The sequence below is a fragment of the Paenibacillus sp. E222 genome, assembly GCF_013401555.1.
Classification (GTDB): Bacteria; Bacillota; Bacilli; order Paenibacillales; family Paenibacillaceae; genus Paenibacillus.
Genome location: NZ_CP058552.1, coordinates 6,251,467 through 6,266,251, shown reverse-complemented (window position 1 = coordinate 6,266,251; position 14,785 = coordinate 6,251,467). Strand labels below are relative to the sequence as shown.

Here is a 14,785-nt window from a genome sequence, read left to right as displayed (position 1 = left end):
GGACAGAACAAAGGAGGGAACGATGGATGAATAAGGCCGGACGAAAAGGGTGGTCCTGCACCTGGAAATTTAAAATGTCAGTGGTACTCACAGGTACGATATTTATGGTTTGTGGTTTTGGCTTTTCTGCCAGCAGTGCGGAATCACAAGTTCGTTCAGGGCAGGTGCCAGAGCAAATTTTAACGGAGCAAACCTTAATACAAGCACCTGGTTCAACTTCAGGTCAGATACCACAAACTCCAGCAGACAAATCGCAGCGTAAACGAATGGCGATTATCATCGATGATGCGGGGAATGACATGAAAGGCACTTCTGAAATTTTGGCGACGCCGGTGAAGCTTACGTTGGCCGTGATGCCATTCCTACAAACGACGAAGAAAGATGCGATTGCGGCTCATGAAAAAGGAATGGATGTGATTGTTCACATGCCAATGGAGCCCAATAAGGGCAGACCGGAATGGCTCGGCCCAGGTGCGATTACATCCAATCTGACGGATGAGGAAGTGCGTGCACGAGTCGAGAAAGCCATTGATGAAGTTCCTTATGCTGTCGGCATGAATAACCATATGGGTTCCAAAATTACCTCTAATAAACGGATCATGTCCATTGTATTGGACGTATGTCGAGAGCGCGGGCTGTTTTTTGTGGATAGTCGTACCAATTTCCGCTCCGTGGTGGGGGAATTGGCCATCACCAAAAACATGCCACCCGTCGGCAACGATATTTTTCTGGATGACCATAATTCCAAACAGCATATTCGCAAGCAAATGGATTTGGCGGCAAAACGTGCGCTCGATAATGATGTGTGTGTCGTAATCGGTCATGTTGGCCATACCGGATTAAATACCTCTGCTGTCGTCCATGAATCCGTATCCCGGCTCAAAGGCCAGATTGAGTTCGTCGGTATTAGTGATCTGGTCCGAGATGTCTGGCATTGGCAAGCTGAGCCTAAACTGCCGACAGATAATAAATAATACCATTAGCAATGGACTGTGCAATCCGTTTCTGTTCGCCTGGGTCGCTGATCATTGCGCGATCACGTGCATTGCTTAGAAATCCGGTTTCAACAATTACAGCGGGTTGCTTCACATGATTTAACAGGTAAAAGGGCTTGCCCCATACAACATCCCGCTCCGTCTCATACAATTGATTAAGCTGATTCTGAATGGAACTTGCAAGCATGTAGCTTCGTCCTTCGTTCTGATGTAAAACAACCGGGCCTCGTGCAGATGATCTTGGACTCCAGTTGGCATGGATACTGACGACGATGTCGGTGCTAACCTCTTCGCTAAGGCTTTTGCGTTGGGCCAAATCCTTGCGATGGCGTGAGCGACTGTTTAACCAGCGATTCTCGTCACTCAGCGCATAGTCTCCAAGTCGATTGATGATGACTGCATAACCCTTGCTGCGAAGCAGAAGATACACCTTTTGGCTAATGGCTAGGTTGATGTCTTTTTCCAGTACGCCATGGTCTGTTGTTCCACCGTCAATGCCGCCGTGACCAACGTCCAGAAGGATCACAGGTGCTGCAAACGCATGATGAGTGGAGTGATAGGCATCCCCATCGGTTACCGGCAGCATGGATGGGCTTATGGGTGATTGTTGTGAATGCAATATAGGCAGATCGGTTAAGTCAAATTTTGCCGCGCTGGCATGGGAGGTCAGGGGGATGCAACTGATGCTGATTAGCAATGCCATCGATGCGGCCAGCAGCTTATACATGAGAATACACGCTCCTTCTTAAAATAGGCATCTTATGCCATAAAGTGAGTGGATGGATACCTTTGGCATTAGACTGTGCATTCTTCTGTTTTTCATACTCTTTGCAGCAAAAAAATGTTTAGTGATGATCCCTTCTGCACACAATAGAGATAACATAAGCCCCGGCTTTGCCGGAGCTAAGGAGGCGAAGGTTATGGCCAAAAGTGATGAACTGGTGAAGTACATTACAGAGCGAGTGGTTCATTATATCGACACACCGAAGGATGAACGTAAAGGACGCAGCAAGACCAAAGAGCCGTGGAGCATGAAGTGGTTTGGAATGATTCCTTTTGCCGTATCGCTATGGGTTGGGAAAAAGGAAAAAGCGATGAATTCGCAGGGGAAAATGCAGAAACGGAGCTCTTCAGGAAAAGGGTAATCAAGAACCAAGAACCAACCTAGGTAATAGCTTCTTCCAAAGAAAAAGACGCATTCCTATGAAGAACCAGAGGAAGGCGTCTTATTTGTTGTGTGGATGGGTCATGGTTTCACAGCATAAAAATTCCCGTCCCGCAATAAGGTCTGAAGAGGTACAAATCGTCTTACCGACGTATTGCCGCCAACAGCTACATACTGATATTGAACTGTTCCACGGTTGTCACGCCAGATCTGATAACCACTGACAGGCAGAGGCCCGCCATACAAGACATTTTGCTGATCCGCAGAGAAAACGATCTTTTTATGCTCTTTCCATTGCTGATTCAATGTTTTTACGCCGCTGATCGAAAGTGATCTGGACGTGATCCATAACAGATTGTCCGCGGGATCAAACAGAGGCTGCAGATCCATAGAGTCAACGGACAACAAGGAGACTTGTGGTGAATCTTCGGGCGTCATCACGACAGCTTGTACAGATATGGACCTTATGGGCTTCATTTGTTTCGTAGCCTGCTGTGAGTCCGTATCGAGTGCTTTCAGAACACCTGCTGGCAAGGTATCGCCGTTGGTCGCGTCAATATAGATTGCATCATCCTTAGGTCTTTCCACTTTCCAATAAGCGAGCAGGGGAGGCGCATAACGTAATTGAAGCCTTCCTCCTTCAGAGATTAGCTCCTTCAAGACCAGTTGCTGTCGCTCCAGAGCTTGATTTAACATGGAAATATTGTACGGTCGTTGTTCTCCCTTACCGTATTCGCCAAGCTGCAATTGTCCTTGATCGTTCACTGAAATGATCATATAACCAACAGGTAACTCTCCAATATTAGCGTATACCAGCCAGCTGCGTGTGCCTGGACCGAGGGGATAAAAGTCCAATTGAGCTTGATTCCAATGGTTCCCTTCATGTTCAGTACTTAGGATGATAGCTTGCTCGCGAGCAAATTGTTGAACTGCATCAGGAGCCAAAGTGTCGGAATGAAGTTCTGCCGTAATTTTGGTCAATGTAAAGGGTAGTATGGACCTAGATGCACTTTGAATTCCAGCACCTTCAGCTTGCAGTAAGGGGAGCAGGGCAACGACACATAAAAAGCACATTACAATGCCGGTTATTCGGCGAATCACATTCCATCCCTTGTGGAAGGGTCGTTTCATGCTAACACCTACTTTTCTGGGGTACATATCCTGACAAAACGGACTCATTTTCACTGCATGATCGTTTCTATTTCCATTTTAGAGGACAGCTTGTGCAAAGGTTGCTGCAACCTGTCGGGCTGCCACTCATGAATAAACACTACTTTTGCCGTCATTTGCGGGAAAAGTAGTGTCTTCGTCGTCTATCTTAAATGAAACATGCCGCTGCTTATCGCGGTAACCTTCACTTTGGGCTCATATTGCCAGATCATCTCGGTACGGCGTGTTTCGTATTGCAGCTTCATGGCTTCCCGGTCCATAACCGCTTGGCGGGCTTTATCCTGTTCCGGGTCCGTTTCTGGTTCTGCCTGAACAGCCGCTTCAGCCGCAAGTTCGACATCTGATCCTATGGTCACACCCGTTGGTTGGACGGACTGCAGACGTGCGTTCTGGATACGGGAGGGGCTGGAGCGTGAAGTCTGAATTTGGGCAGATGGCCCGGTCCCTGCATGTTCCTGATCCTTTGAACTACCGTCTGTGCTGGAGGCAGAGGCTGTATTTACGTCGACCTCAGGGGTTTCCTCTCTAAGAACTGCTTCATAGTACGTATCCACAACAGCAAGCTCCAGATCAAGCCGTTCTTTGGCTTTCTCTGCCCAGCTATAGTCGAGTTCCAGCAGGCGGTTCGTCAAATGCGATTCCAGAGCTGCCCCGGCATCAGCTAACGATATTTTGGCGGTCTGGACGTGCATATTCTCAGCGAGCCTTGGACTAAGGTCTCGCCTGTTCAGCTTCGAGCCGAACTTCTCGACAATTTCCCCGGTTCTGAGGGAGATGCCGATAAAATGAAGTTCCTCTTTTTTCAGATCACAGGCAAATTCCACTTTAAAACACACACCAAGCCATGGCTCATATACTGCGGGTGCGGTAGCACGCAATTGCCTTTTTGCAGCCTGTTCAAACAGGTTCACGAATGCGCCCCCTTCGCGCGCTGCATTGAAGATCTGCTGCAACCTGCGGCTGCCATATACAACATCTTCTTTCAAAATCCGTCCGGGTCCCAGCTGAGGCAGAGAGGGAACAATACCGAAGTACCGACCTAGAATGGTATCCTTGGGAGCCTCGGGGGTACCGACACCTGGTGAGGCTGGTGGAGCTAACTGTGCAGCTTTTGCTTCTTCAGCTTCCAACGCTTGCTGATAGGCTTCCGGATCAAAGACGAATGTAAAAGACATCGTCTCCGCAGGTGCGCCGGTTCGCTCCACAAATCCCCAATAATACGGACGATTGGTTAACGCCTTGTCGGCTTCGGGTGAAAGTTTTACCGTAACATGAGCAGGGGAACGCTCCATAATCTGGCAATCGAGTGTTTCCAGGTAAGTGAGCACATACGCCTGCACTTCATGGGGTGACATGGTCATGATCAGAGACCTCCTTTACGAAGGTCAAGCCCGGATACGGCGGGTGCTTCATCTGCGACTTCGCGCTGAATGGAGTTCAGCGATTGTCCAAGCGAGTCCATTTTACGGCGGATATCCTCTTCGTTTTGTGATTCGAGCATGATTTTGTACAAACTCTTTTCGATCGATTCTTTCTTCTCCAGCCGCTCGAGAATGACATCCAAGCCACCAATAACCATCTCGAACATATTGATCTTCTCATGAAGCAGATTCAGAATATGCTCTTCGATTGTGCCTGTCGTTGAAAGGTTGTAGATGTTCACATCATTCTGCTGTCCCAATCGGTGTACACGGCCGATCCGCTGCTCAACACGCATGGGATTCCAGGGCAGGTCGAAGTTGATCATGTGATGGCAAAATTGCAGGTTGATGCCCTCACCGCCCGCTTCGGTTGCAATCATTGCTTGTACTCGGCCGCGGAAGAGGTCCATCATCCAGTCCTTTTTACCCCGGTTCATGCCGCCCCGGTAGGGAACTGCGGTCAGGCCGTTGTTGCGAAAATAATTGAGCAAGTACTCCTGCGTGGCACGGTATTCGGTGAAAATAATAACCTTCTCATTCATGTTACGAACGAGTTCCATCGTTTTTTCCGCTTTGGTATTTTCCTTGATCGCTTTAATATGGGCAACGAGCTCCCAAATCTTATCCCGCAGCGGGGAGTCCAGTGGAAGCTTCTTCGACAGATTGACCAACGTCACAAACACGGCATCCCGGCTGCTGCATACTTCCCGCTGCAACGTTACCAGTGAAAGCATGCTGCTCAGGTTGCCGCCCGCTTCCTGGTACTGATCTTTCACAAAGGAAGTTACGCCATCATAGAGGGCCTGTTCTTCAGGTGATAGCTGCAAATTTACATTGGATACGTTCCGTTTGGTGAATTGAACAGGGCCTTCACCGCGGCGGTTACGGATCATGACTTTGGATAATTCATCCTTGAGCTGCTCCTGATTTTTCGGAATACGTTTGTCGACGACAAAATTGGCTGCAAAATCACCCTGACGGCCAAGTTGTCCCGGCTTGAGCAGGTTAATGAGGTTGAACAGCTCGCTCATGTCGTTCTGCACCGGTGTAGCCGTAAGCAGCAGGCAATATTTTTTCCGTAACTTCAGCATGAATTGATAGTTGGTCGTTTTTTTATTTTTAAGCTTATGAGCCTCATCAATAATAATCATGTCGTAATCCGTATTCAGCAGCATATCTTTATGCGGATCACGCTTAGCGGTATCCATGGAGGCAACCACGACTTCATTTTGCCAGGAATACGCCTTTTTCTGTGCCACCGCAGGGATGCCAAATTTGGAATTCAGCTCCCGGACCCACTGCAATACAAGGGACGCAGGCACGAGAATGAGCACTTTGGATACGAGTCCACGGACCATATATTCTTTTAAAATCAGGCCAGCTTCAATCGTTTTGCCAAGTCCCACCTCATCGGCAAGAATGGCACGGCCTGACATCTCAAACAGTACTCTTCGTGCAGTATCCATCTGGTGTGGAAGAGGGGTGAGTCCCTGTAAATGCTTGAGACACTGGATTTCATCAAAATTGGGAATCAGATTCGTCTCTTCGGCTTGAATGCCAAGTTGAAAGAGTCTGTAATCACCCCATGGGCCACCTTTATCGAGTCTGGACTCCAGTTGCGTGATCCAGCTGCGATCGAATTCAAGCGGAACGGGTAATTCTGCTGCAGGTTGATTGATTTGATGCGGGTTTTTCCGGTTCATGGTGCTTCCTCCCCTGCCATTCGTGATGACGGTTTATTTCGTAGGTAATAGTATGGACGAATGAGAGGCAGTTCATAACCAACCTTGGAATAAGGGGTGATTTCAGTCGTGTAATCTGGAAGGGTTGTCAAATGATAGGTATTCACGTATGGTGATGAATAGTAACTTTACCTGAGTAGAGTGACCCATTGTATCTCAATATATATCCTGAATATGAAGAAGGAGAATCTGTTTATGCTTTCATTGATTTTTGATATGGATGGTACGCTATTTCAAACAGATCGAATATTGGAAACTTCTCTGCATGACACGTTTAATCATCTGAGATCAAAGGGATTGTGGGAGCAGAATACGCCAATAGAAAAGTACCGTGAAATTATGGGAGTTCCTCTGCCCGTCGTCTGGGAGAATTTGTTGCCCGACTACTCGGACCAGATCAGACTGCAAGCAAATGAATGGTTTCATGAGAAGTTGATTGCGAATATCGAGGCAGGCCATGGTGCACTATATCCGTGCGTAGAAGAATTCTTTCAATACTGCAAAGAGAAGAGTATACCGATATACATAGCGAGTAATGGACAAATCGAATACTTGAATGCCATCGTAACCTATTATCATCTGGATGAGTGGGTAACGGAGACATTCAGCATACAGCAGATTTCATCACAAAATAAGTCTGATCTCGTACGCTCCATCGTGGAGAAATATAAGATCACGAATGGGATGGTCATCGGGGATCGATTGTCTGACATTAAGGCTGCGAAAGATAATGATTTAATGTCCATCGGATGTAATTTTGACTTTGCTCAAGCCGATGAATTAGCTCAGGCGGATCGGGTTATTGATAGTATCAGAGAGTTGAAGACCTTAATTGGTTTACTGTAAAAAGGATGCAACAAAAAAGCGGCTCATGTGGCCGCTTTATTATTTATTTAAAGAGATTAACTCCAATATTTCTTGATTATTTCATCGCGTCCAGAATAAATTCTGGATTCTTTATAATATTTCGGATCTTTGCGATGAAAATTTTGATGATATTCTTCTGCCGGATAAAATACGGAGGCTTCCTCAATGGCAGTAACGACAGGTTTATCGAATCGGCCTGTTTTGCCCAGTTCCTCTCGTGATTTCAGGGCCAATTGGCGCTGCTCTTCATTGTGATATAGAATGGCAGCCCGATATTGGCTCTTGCGATCATTACCCTGACCCGTGGCATCGGTTGGATCGATCTGCGGCCAGTACAGCTCAAGCAATTTCTCATATGGGAAAATGGCTGGATCAAACGAGATTTGCACAACTTCCAAATGCCCTGTTTCACCGGTCAATACTTGCTCATATGTAGGGTTTTCTACGGTTCCACCCATGTATCCGGATATAATCCCGTGAATGCCGGGCTGCTCTTCAAAAGGACTGACCATACACCAGAAACATCCCCCGGCAAACGTTGCTTTTTCAATCACTGCTATTCCCCATTTCTCAGTTGTGTTTAATCAAGATTACTATGAATGTTAGTCATAACGCAATCCATTTGATCGTTCATCCAGCCTCTTCTCTTCAATAAGTGAATTGTGATAAGGAAGTAATTCTTTTTCATCCTTTACTTATATTGTATAATAATGGGTGAGAAAACGGCCTGGTGCAGCTTTGGGGCCAAATAAAAACAAAGAGGTGATCAGATGCGGAAACCGATAGATGAACCTATGTTTTATTCATATCCCGGCATGGTGGCGGTAGTGACGTCTCGTCATAAGGACTCGCAGAATGTGATGGCCTCAGGCTGGCATACCTATATTGGATCGTCTCCCGGAATTTACGGGATATCGCTGCGAAAAGAAACGTACTCTTATGAATTGATTGAGCAGAGTGGAGTATTCGGGGTGCACTTCCTTCCAGGTCATCATTCGGAGTGGATTCAGGCTGCGGGAACCTTCAGTGGAAGAGACACAGACAAATTCTCGAAATTCGGGATTACATACGAAGAAGGAATCAAAGTGAACGTACCCATGCTAACCGAAGCTTATTTTGCTTACGAGTGCAAGGTGATCGATATGACAACGTATGGGGATCATGAATGGATTGCAGGTGAAGTGTTACAGCGGTATCAAGACCCGGAATATTTTCTGGACAATGGAATGGTTAATCTGGACAAATTGCAAATTCCAATGTACGTAGGACGATCCTCTTATCGGATTCTCGATGGGCGCGCGGAAGAGAAGAATCATCCCTTTTACCTCTAGGGTCCTAGGCACCAAGATGCAATTATGAGCAAAACTTTCAATCAGGCAAGAGATAGGTTTATAATGGTTATTGGCTGCTGAGCAAGTCGGCAGCCTTTTTCTATTGGCAAGCGCACACTCCAGACCCTCAGAGGGATCTGCTTATATATGAAATAAAAGGCAAGGTAATATTAGCCATTCCATGAAAAATGCTGTATTTAACAATAAAATTAGAGTATGATTTTACAGCTATATATGCTTGGCAGGAAAGGTTACATCGTTTCACTGGATTGTAACTATTGCTGTAATTTGTGAATAATCTTTCCGGCGTATAATGCTAAACGGGACATAACGACAAAGATATAAAGAAATCGTAATCATAAAATATCATGGTTAAGTAATACGTCTTCTTTATGTTGTAAATGAATGATGGAAGGTGCAATACGTATGTTAATGACAACCAGAACCACAAGGAGTTCTCGAACGCCCCGGACATGGATGATTTCGACTCACATGGTCAAGGAGGGGCTCGCATGTCACAATCGTTGAAAAGCAAGCGGCATATGAACGGACTGGATGGTTTGAGAGCCATCGCTGTGCTTGCAGTCATAGGGTATCATCTGAATTTAGATTTTATTCCGGGCGGTTTGCTCGGTGTAGGCATTTTCTTTGTACTCTCAGGGTATTTGATTACAGACATTCTTTTGACACAATGGCAGGAGCATGGCCGGATATCCCTCGGTGATTTCTGGGTGCGAAGAGTAAGGCGCTTGTTACCTGGCATGATCACGATGACAGCAGCGGTGATGATTTGGCTGCTTTGCACAGATCCAGCTCGACTCGCTTCGTTGCGTGGTGACATTGTCTCGGGAGTATTATACATAAGCAATTGGTGGTATATCTTTCATAACGTTTCCTATTTCGAAAGTTTCGGCCCTCCATCACCCTTTGGACATTTCTGGTCGCTGGCTGTGGAAGAACAGTTTTACATTGTTTGGCCCCTTCTACTGGTCGCAGCAATCGTCTTGTTCAAAAGAAAGGGATGGCTGGTCGTCTTTATTGTCGTGGCAGCTGAATTGTCTGCTGGTGCAATGGCCATCATGTATAATCCGGACTTGGACCCGAGCCGTGTTTATTATGGAACAGACACTAGAGCATTTGCATTACTGGCTGGGGCTGCACTGGCTGTGGTATGGCCGAGTCGCAAGCTGTCGTCATCCCTTGCCCGCGTCAATCGGCTTGTCCTGGATGTACTAGGCTTAGCTGCGCTGGCTTGGTTAATCTACATGATGCTCAATAGCAGTGAGTACGACCCTTCATTGTATCGAGGAGGAATGGTGCTTCAGGCCATTGCGACGACATTGCTCGTAGCTGTATTGGCGCATCCTTCATCCTTCCTGGCACGGCTCATAGGCGCTAAGCCATTGCGCTGGATCGGAGAACGATCCTATGGATTATATCTGTGGCACTATCCTGTCATTATTCTGACGAGTCCAACTGTAGACACGGGTGGAGCACATCCTGTGCGGATGCTTTTACAGGTTGCAGCAACGGTTGCACTGGCCTCCTTGTCACTTAAATATATTGAAAATCCAATTCGTCATAACGGATTTCGTGATTCCTGGTCCCGGCTATGGGGAAGAGGGCGCAATACATCCATTCGCAACGTATGGTGGAAGCGCGCTGGATTGCTGATGAGCCTTCTGTTGATGTGTTTTACGGTGTCACAGATGATGATTACGTCTGCAGCGAATTCTGATTCCCATTCGGTATCGATGTCGGCTACACTGAATGGAGATCATTCCGTAACGGAGGAGAAGGGGCAGGACGTTCTTCCAGCCACAGTGAGCACTTCCGGGTCTCAAAACCAACCTGCGCCACAGAAAAATGATAAGCCAGCGGCGAACGCTGGAGATCCACCAGGTAAAGAAGAACAGCAAACGACGAAGCCAGGTAATACTCCCAAATCGGAGGAACCTACTTCAGGTGAGCAGAAAGGATCAACTCCTGGCGACTCGAACCATGCTGTTGGTAAACCCCAAGGCAGCACCGACAATCAAGGAAATCCAGAAGACAACGGTAATGACCAACTGGAGGAGGGCCCTGTCAACACGTCAGATTCGTCCAAAGAGCAGGGGGAAACAGCCCCTCCATCCAAAGACGGCAAGATTCATTATACGGTTATTGGAGATTCGGTCATTCTGGACGCGAAACCTTATCTTGAACAGACCATTTCGGGCGTGCACGTGGACGGTCATATCGGTCGTCAGATGTGGGAGGCTGCCGATGTACTGGATGGCCTGAAGAGAAATAACCAAATGGGCAGTCAGGTCGTACTGGAGCTTGGAACAAACGGTTCCTTCAATTCCAAAAGTCTGAATTCCGTGCTGGATTACCTGAAAGATGAAGAACATGTTTATCTGGTTACTGTGCGAGTTCCTCGCCCATGGGAACGAACGGTGAATAAAGCACTGAACGAAGCGGCTTCGGATTATAGCAATGTATCTCTTATTGATTGGTACACTGCAAGTGAGGGTCATGACGAATATTTCGAAAAAGATGGCGTTCATCTGACGAAGGAAGGTTCGGAAGCTTTTGCAGCACTTGTGAAAGACAGTATAAAATAAATCAGAACTTATCTATTCATTTATTTATAGTACTTGAATGTTTACGAGTCCAAATACAGAAAGAGCTCTCATGATGAGGGCTCTTTCTATATGTAAGCAAAGATTTCAGGATCAACGGGGTATCCGATATTTTTCACCCCTGCATCCGTGCATCGTCACCTTACAGAATGTTAGCGTTACCATTTACAATAAGTGTAATCAAATCGCCAAGGGGGAGTATAGAGATGTTGAAAAAATGGCTTTCGGGAATGCTCGCAATGACGTTGTTTTCCATCGTTCTGGCTGGTTGCGGGGGCGGGGACAGCTCAGAAGGCAGCGACAGCAAGGATAAAGTAACCGTCACTATCTGGCACAACTGGACTGGACAGGACGCCAAAGCGGTGGCGATGCGCAAAATCATTGAGGACTTCCGTGGGTCGCACCCGGATATTGAAGTAGTGGATGAAGGTCTGCCGACAGATGGCCTCAAAACAAGGCTCCGGACGGTGGCAGCGGCCAATGAAATGCCGGATCTGTTCGTCATGTGGCCGGATGCGATGACCAAAGAGTTTGTGAAAGGGGATCTGTTACAGCCGATCAATGCCGAGCTGGATGCGAAGCCGGAATGGAAAGACAACTTTATTCCGAACGCCCTGGATGGATATACGGTGGACGGGGATATCTACTCGGTACCGATGAATCTCGCACCTACTTCTTTTATTTATTACAATGAAGCACTGTTTAAGCAGTACAACGTGAAAATTCCTGAAACATGGGATGAGTTGGAGCAAGCCGTTGCTGCATTCAATGAGAACAAAATAATACCGATCGCACTAGGGAACAAGGCCAATTGGGTGGCTCAATCCACGATCTTTAGTACACTGGCTGACCGGGTAACCGGCACAGACTGGTTCTTAAAAGCAACAGAGCAGGACGAGGCCAGCTTTACAGACCCACAATTCATCCAGGCGCTGGACAAAATGCAGGAACTCAGTAACAGCAAAGCATTTCAGGATGGTTTCAACAGTATTGACGAAACACAGATGATGCAGCTGTATTTCCAGGGAAAAGCGGCGATGGTGATAAACGGCGGATGGGCATTAGCTAACCTCGTCAACAACGCACCAGAAGACATTTTGAACAATACACACATTACGATTTTACCAGCAGTAGATGGAGGCCAGGGTGAGGCCAGAACGACATCGGGAGTTGTAGGGACAGGTTTGGGTGTAAGTAAAAAGTTAAGCGGCGCCCAGAAGGATGCGGCCATGGAGTTATTCTACGCTTTGGCAGGTCCTGAAGGTCAGAAGGCAACCCTGGATAGCAGCACGCTGGTCAGCTACAAGATTGATCTGGACAAATCAAAAGCCCATCCATTGTTTGTGGAGCTCTATGACTTAATGCAGGAAGTAAAGATTACTCCGGTGTATGATTCCAAGCTTGGGTCTGCAACCGTCGAGGTTATCAATAATGGATTGCAGGAGCTATTGATGGGTGGCAAAGCCGCAGATATTGCAAATAAAATTCAGGCATCGCAAGCCAGTGCAGTCGGAAAATAAGCAGTCGGAAAATAAGGTCATAGGTCATTCCGATTCAGATCTGGATGAGCTGTAAGACGCTCTGTAAGATTCAAACCCCTTCCCGGCAGGGGAGGGGTTTTGCATTGATATCAAGAGTTGGTAACTGCCAAAGGTTTGATGAAAGGAAGTGAGCAAAATGAACGCATTGCGCAGTCGACGTTTTATTATGCTGGGGCTCGCTCCGGCCGTGCTGATTTACGCGTTATTTGTATTTGTCCCTGTCGTATGGTCAGCGTACTATGGATTCTTCAACTGGTCGGGGATCGGAGAATCAAAATATATTGGACTGGATAACTATGTGGAAATATGGCATGATTCCGTATTTTGGAGAGCGCTGAAAAACAACGTCATTTTTGTTCTAGCCTCGGTATTTGGGCAAATTCCGTTAGCGTTGATGCTGGCGGTCATTTTGCACAAAAGCAATCCGTTACAGCGTTTTCTGCGTTCAGCCGTATTTCTGCCGATGGTATTATCCACAGTAGTTATCGGTATGATCTGGCAATATATCTATCACCCGCAGATCGGGATACTGAACTTCCTGCTGGATGCAGTGGGGCTGGAAAGCTGGAAGCTGCAGTGGCTTTCGGATGACAAAATCGCCATTTTCTCGCTGGTACCGCCGCTGCTCTGGAGTTTTGTCGGTTTGTACCTGATTATCTTCATCTCGGCGCTGCAGAATATCCCGGGCGAAATTCATGACGCTGCCAAGATGGATGGTGCTTCCGGAATACGCAAGCTGGTTTCCATTTCATTGCCCATGATTTGGGGAACGGTTCAGGTTGCGATCATTCTATGTATCTCGGGCAGCCTAAAATCATTTGATCTGGTGTATATCATGACCAAAGGCGGCCCGGCACATGCGACAGAGCTGCTGGCAACGTACATGTATAATTCAACCTTCACAACGTACCGCTATGGCTTCGGGAGTGCCATCTCGACCACCATCGTCTTAATCTCCCTGCTGCTGATCGGAACAAGTCAGTGGGCGACAAGCCGTAAGAGAAAAGAGAATTAGGAGAGAGGAGGGAATGTAATGAGTGTTACCCCGTTATCGATGCCAACACCAGGGAATACTTCAGGCCATCCGGTTCGCCGAGTCCGTAGTGGAATTGTTTGGACGATGTTGACAGTCTATGGTATTTTAACATTGTATCCATTCTATTGGCTTGTGATCAGTGCATTCAAAACGAATGAAGATTTCTATAGCAGGCCCTTCGGGCTTCCGGAGAAATGGAACGTGGACAATTTCAGCAATGCTTGGGAAAGCTCCAAGCTGGGAACTGCTTTTGGCAATTCCCTGATTGTATCCGTAGGTTCGCTTATCCTAACGCTGTTTATTGCAGCGCTGGCTTCATTTATACTCGCACGTTTCCAGTTTCGCTGGAAAGGGCTGATCATGACCTTCTTCGTTGTAGGCATGCTGATTCCCATTCACAGCACATTGGTTCCGTTATTTATTTTGATGAAACAGATGTCTCTGCTGAATACGTATTGGGCACTGATATTGCCGTATACCGCCTTTGCGCTGCCGACCGCGATATTTGTGCTAACAGCTTATTTGACTAGCATTCCACGTGATATTGAAGAGGCCGCTTTTATTGATGGAACAGGTCTATGGGGGCTGTTCACCCGAATCATGCTTCCCATGTCTGTGCCTGCCTTGTCAACGGTCACTATTCTGAGTTTTCTGCACGCGTGGAATGACTTTTCATTCGCACTCGTGTTTATTAACAAAACAGGTTTGAAAACGTTACCGCTCGCGATTGCCAATTTTGCCGACGGATATCAGACCGATTACGGCCTGACTCTTGCTGCCATGACCTTGTCCGTAATCCCGACCATCATTCTATACCTGATATTTCAGGAACAAGTCATGAAAGGCATGACGGCCGGAGCAGTCAAAGGTTAAATGAGAGCGCATCCAGAGGA

12 protein-coding genes and 1 pseudogene are annotated in these 14,785 nt (G+C 47.0%); 8 read left to right on the top strand and 5 right to left on the bottom strand.

The features are described from left to right. The first annotated feature begins 26 nt into the window (after nt 1–26). Nucleotides 27–974 (top strand): divergent polysaccharide deacetylase family protein, encoded by a 948-nt coding sequence (locus HW560_RS27730; protein WP_257031457.1) that lies wholly within the window; start codon nt 27–29, stop codon nt 972–974. On the opposite strand, the gene HW560_RS27725 is transcribed toward HW560_RS27730, so the two are convergent. Next, nucleotides 949–1,722, bottom strand: a complete 774-nt coding sequence (locus HW560_RS27725) for an N-acetylmuramoyl-L-alanine amidase family protein (RefSeq protein ID WP_090895695.1) — start codon at nt 1,720–1,722, stop codon at nt 949–951. The genes HW560_RS27730 and HW560_RS27725 overlap by 26 nt on opposite strands. Before the next feature lie 193 nt (nt 1,723–1,915). Here HW560_RS27725 and HW560_RS27720 point away from each other — a divergent pair, with 193 nt between their 5' ends. Further along, entirely contained in the window at nt 1,916–2,140 is a 225-nt protein-coding gene (locus HW560_RS27720; RefSeq protein ID WP_090895697.1) for a YqzE family protein, read from the top strand. 101 nt (nt 2,141–2,241) lie between these two features. On the opposite strand, the gene HW560_RS27715 is transcribed toward HW560_RS27720, so the two are convergent. From HW560_RS27715 to HW560_RS27705, 3 genes are all read right to left on the bottom strand, one after another. Continuing rightward, nucleotides 2,242–3,291: a hypothetical protein gene (locus tag HW560_RS27715; protein ID WP_179265218.1), complete on the bottom strand. Its 1,050-nt coding sequence runs from the start codon at nt 3,289–3,291 to the stop codon at nt 2,242–2,244. Between the two features lie 182 nt (nt 3,292–3,473). Continuing rightward, nucleotides 3,474–4,691 carry a YqhG family protein gene (locus HW560_RS27710; protein WP_090895701.1) on the bottom strand — a complete coding sequence of 406 codons (1,218 nt, stop codon included), beginning with the start codon at nt 4,689–4,691 and terminating at the stop codon, nt 3,474–3,476. Nucleotides 4,692–4,693: 2 nt separating this feature from the next. Beyond that, nucleotides 4,694–6,454, bottom strand: coding sequence for a DEAD/DEAH box helicase (locus HW560_RS27705; RefSeq protein ID WP_090895703.1), 1,761 nt, complete (start codon nt 6,452–6,454; stop codon nt 4,694–4,696). Between the two features lie 240 nt (nt 6,455–6,694). Between HW560_RS27705 and HW560_RS27700 the strand changes: the two are divergent. Beyond that, nucleotides 6,695–7,339 (top strand): annotated as a pseudogene (locus tag HW560_RS27700) (HAD family hydrolase); the annotation flags it as partial. Nucleotides 7,340–7,395: 56 nt separating this feature from the next. Here HW560_RS27700 and msrA read toward each other — a convergent pair. Continuing rightward, a complete protein-coding gene (gene msrA, locus HW560_RS27695) occupies nt 7,396–7,911 on the bottom strand; it encodes a peptide-methionine (S)-S-oxide reductase MsrA (protein WP_024629294.1) in 516 nt (171 codons plus the stop codon). 219 nt (nt 7,912–8,130) lie between these two features. Here msrA and HW560_RS27690 point away from each other — a divergent pair, with 219 nt between their 5' ends. The 5 genes from HW560_RS27690 to HW560_RS27670 all read left to right on the top strand — a co-directional run bounded on the left by HW560_RS27690 (nt 8,131) and on the right by HW560_RS27670 (nt 14,765). Continuing rightward, nucleotides 8,131–8,691 carry a flavin reductase family protein gene (locus tag HW560_RS27690; RefSeq protein ID WP_090895705.1) on the top strand — a complete coding sequence of 187 codons (561 nt, stop codon included), beginning with the start codon at nt 8,131–8,133 and terminating at the stop codon, nt 8,689–8,691. A gap of 512 nt (nt 8,692–9,203) precedes the next feature. Beyond that, entirely contained in the window at nt 9,204–11,297 is a 2,094-nt protein-coding gene (locus tag HW560_RS27685; protein WP_179265216.1) for an acyltransferase family protein, read from the top strand. A gap of 224 nt (nt 11,298–11,521) precedes the next feature. Continuing rightward, nucleotides 11,522–12,835, top strand: coding sequence for an extracellular solute-binding protein (locus tag HW560_RS27680; RefSeq protein WP_179265215.1), 1,314 nt, complete (start codon nt 11,522–11,524; stop codon nt 12,833–12,835). A 157-nt stretch (nt 12,836–12,992) separates the two neighbouring features. Then, on the top strand, nt 12,993–13,871 hold the full coding sequence (locus tag HW560_RS27675; protein WP_179265214.1) for a carbohydrate ABC transporter permease: 879 nt from the start codon (nt 12,993–12,995) through the stop codon (nt 13,869–13,871). 39 nt (nt 13,872–13,910) lie between these two features. Continuing rightward, nucleotides 13,911–14,765: a carbohydrate ABC transporter permease gene (locus HW560_RS27670; RefSeq protein ID WP_257032079.1), complete on the top strand. Its 855-nt coding sequence runs from the start codon at nt 13,911–13,913 to the stop codon at nt 14,763–14,765. Nucleotides 14,766–14,785: the final 20 nt, after the last annotated feature.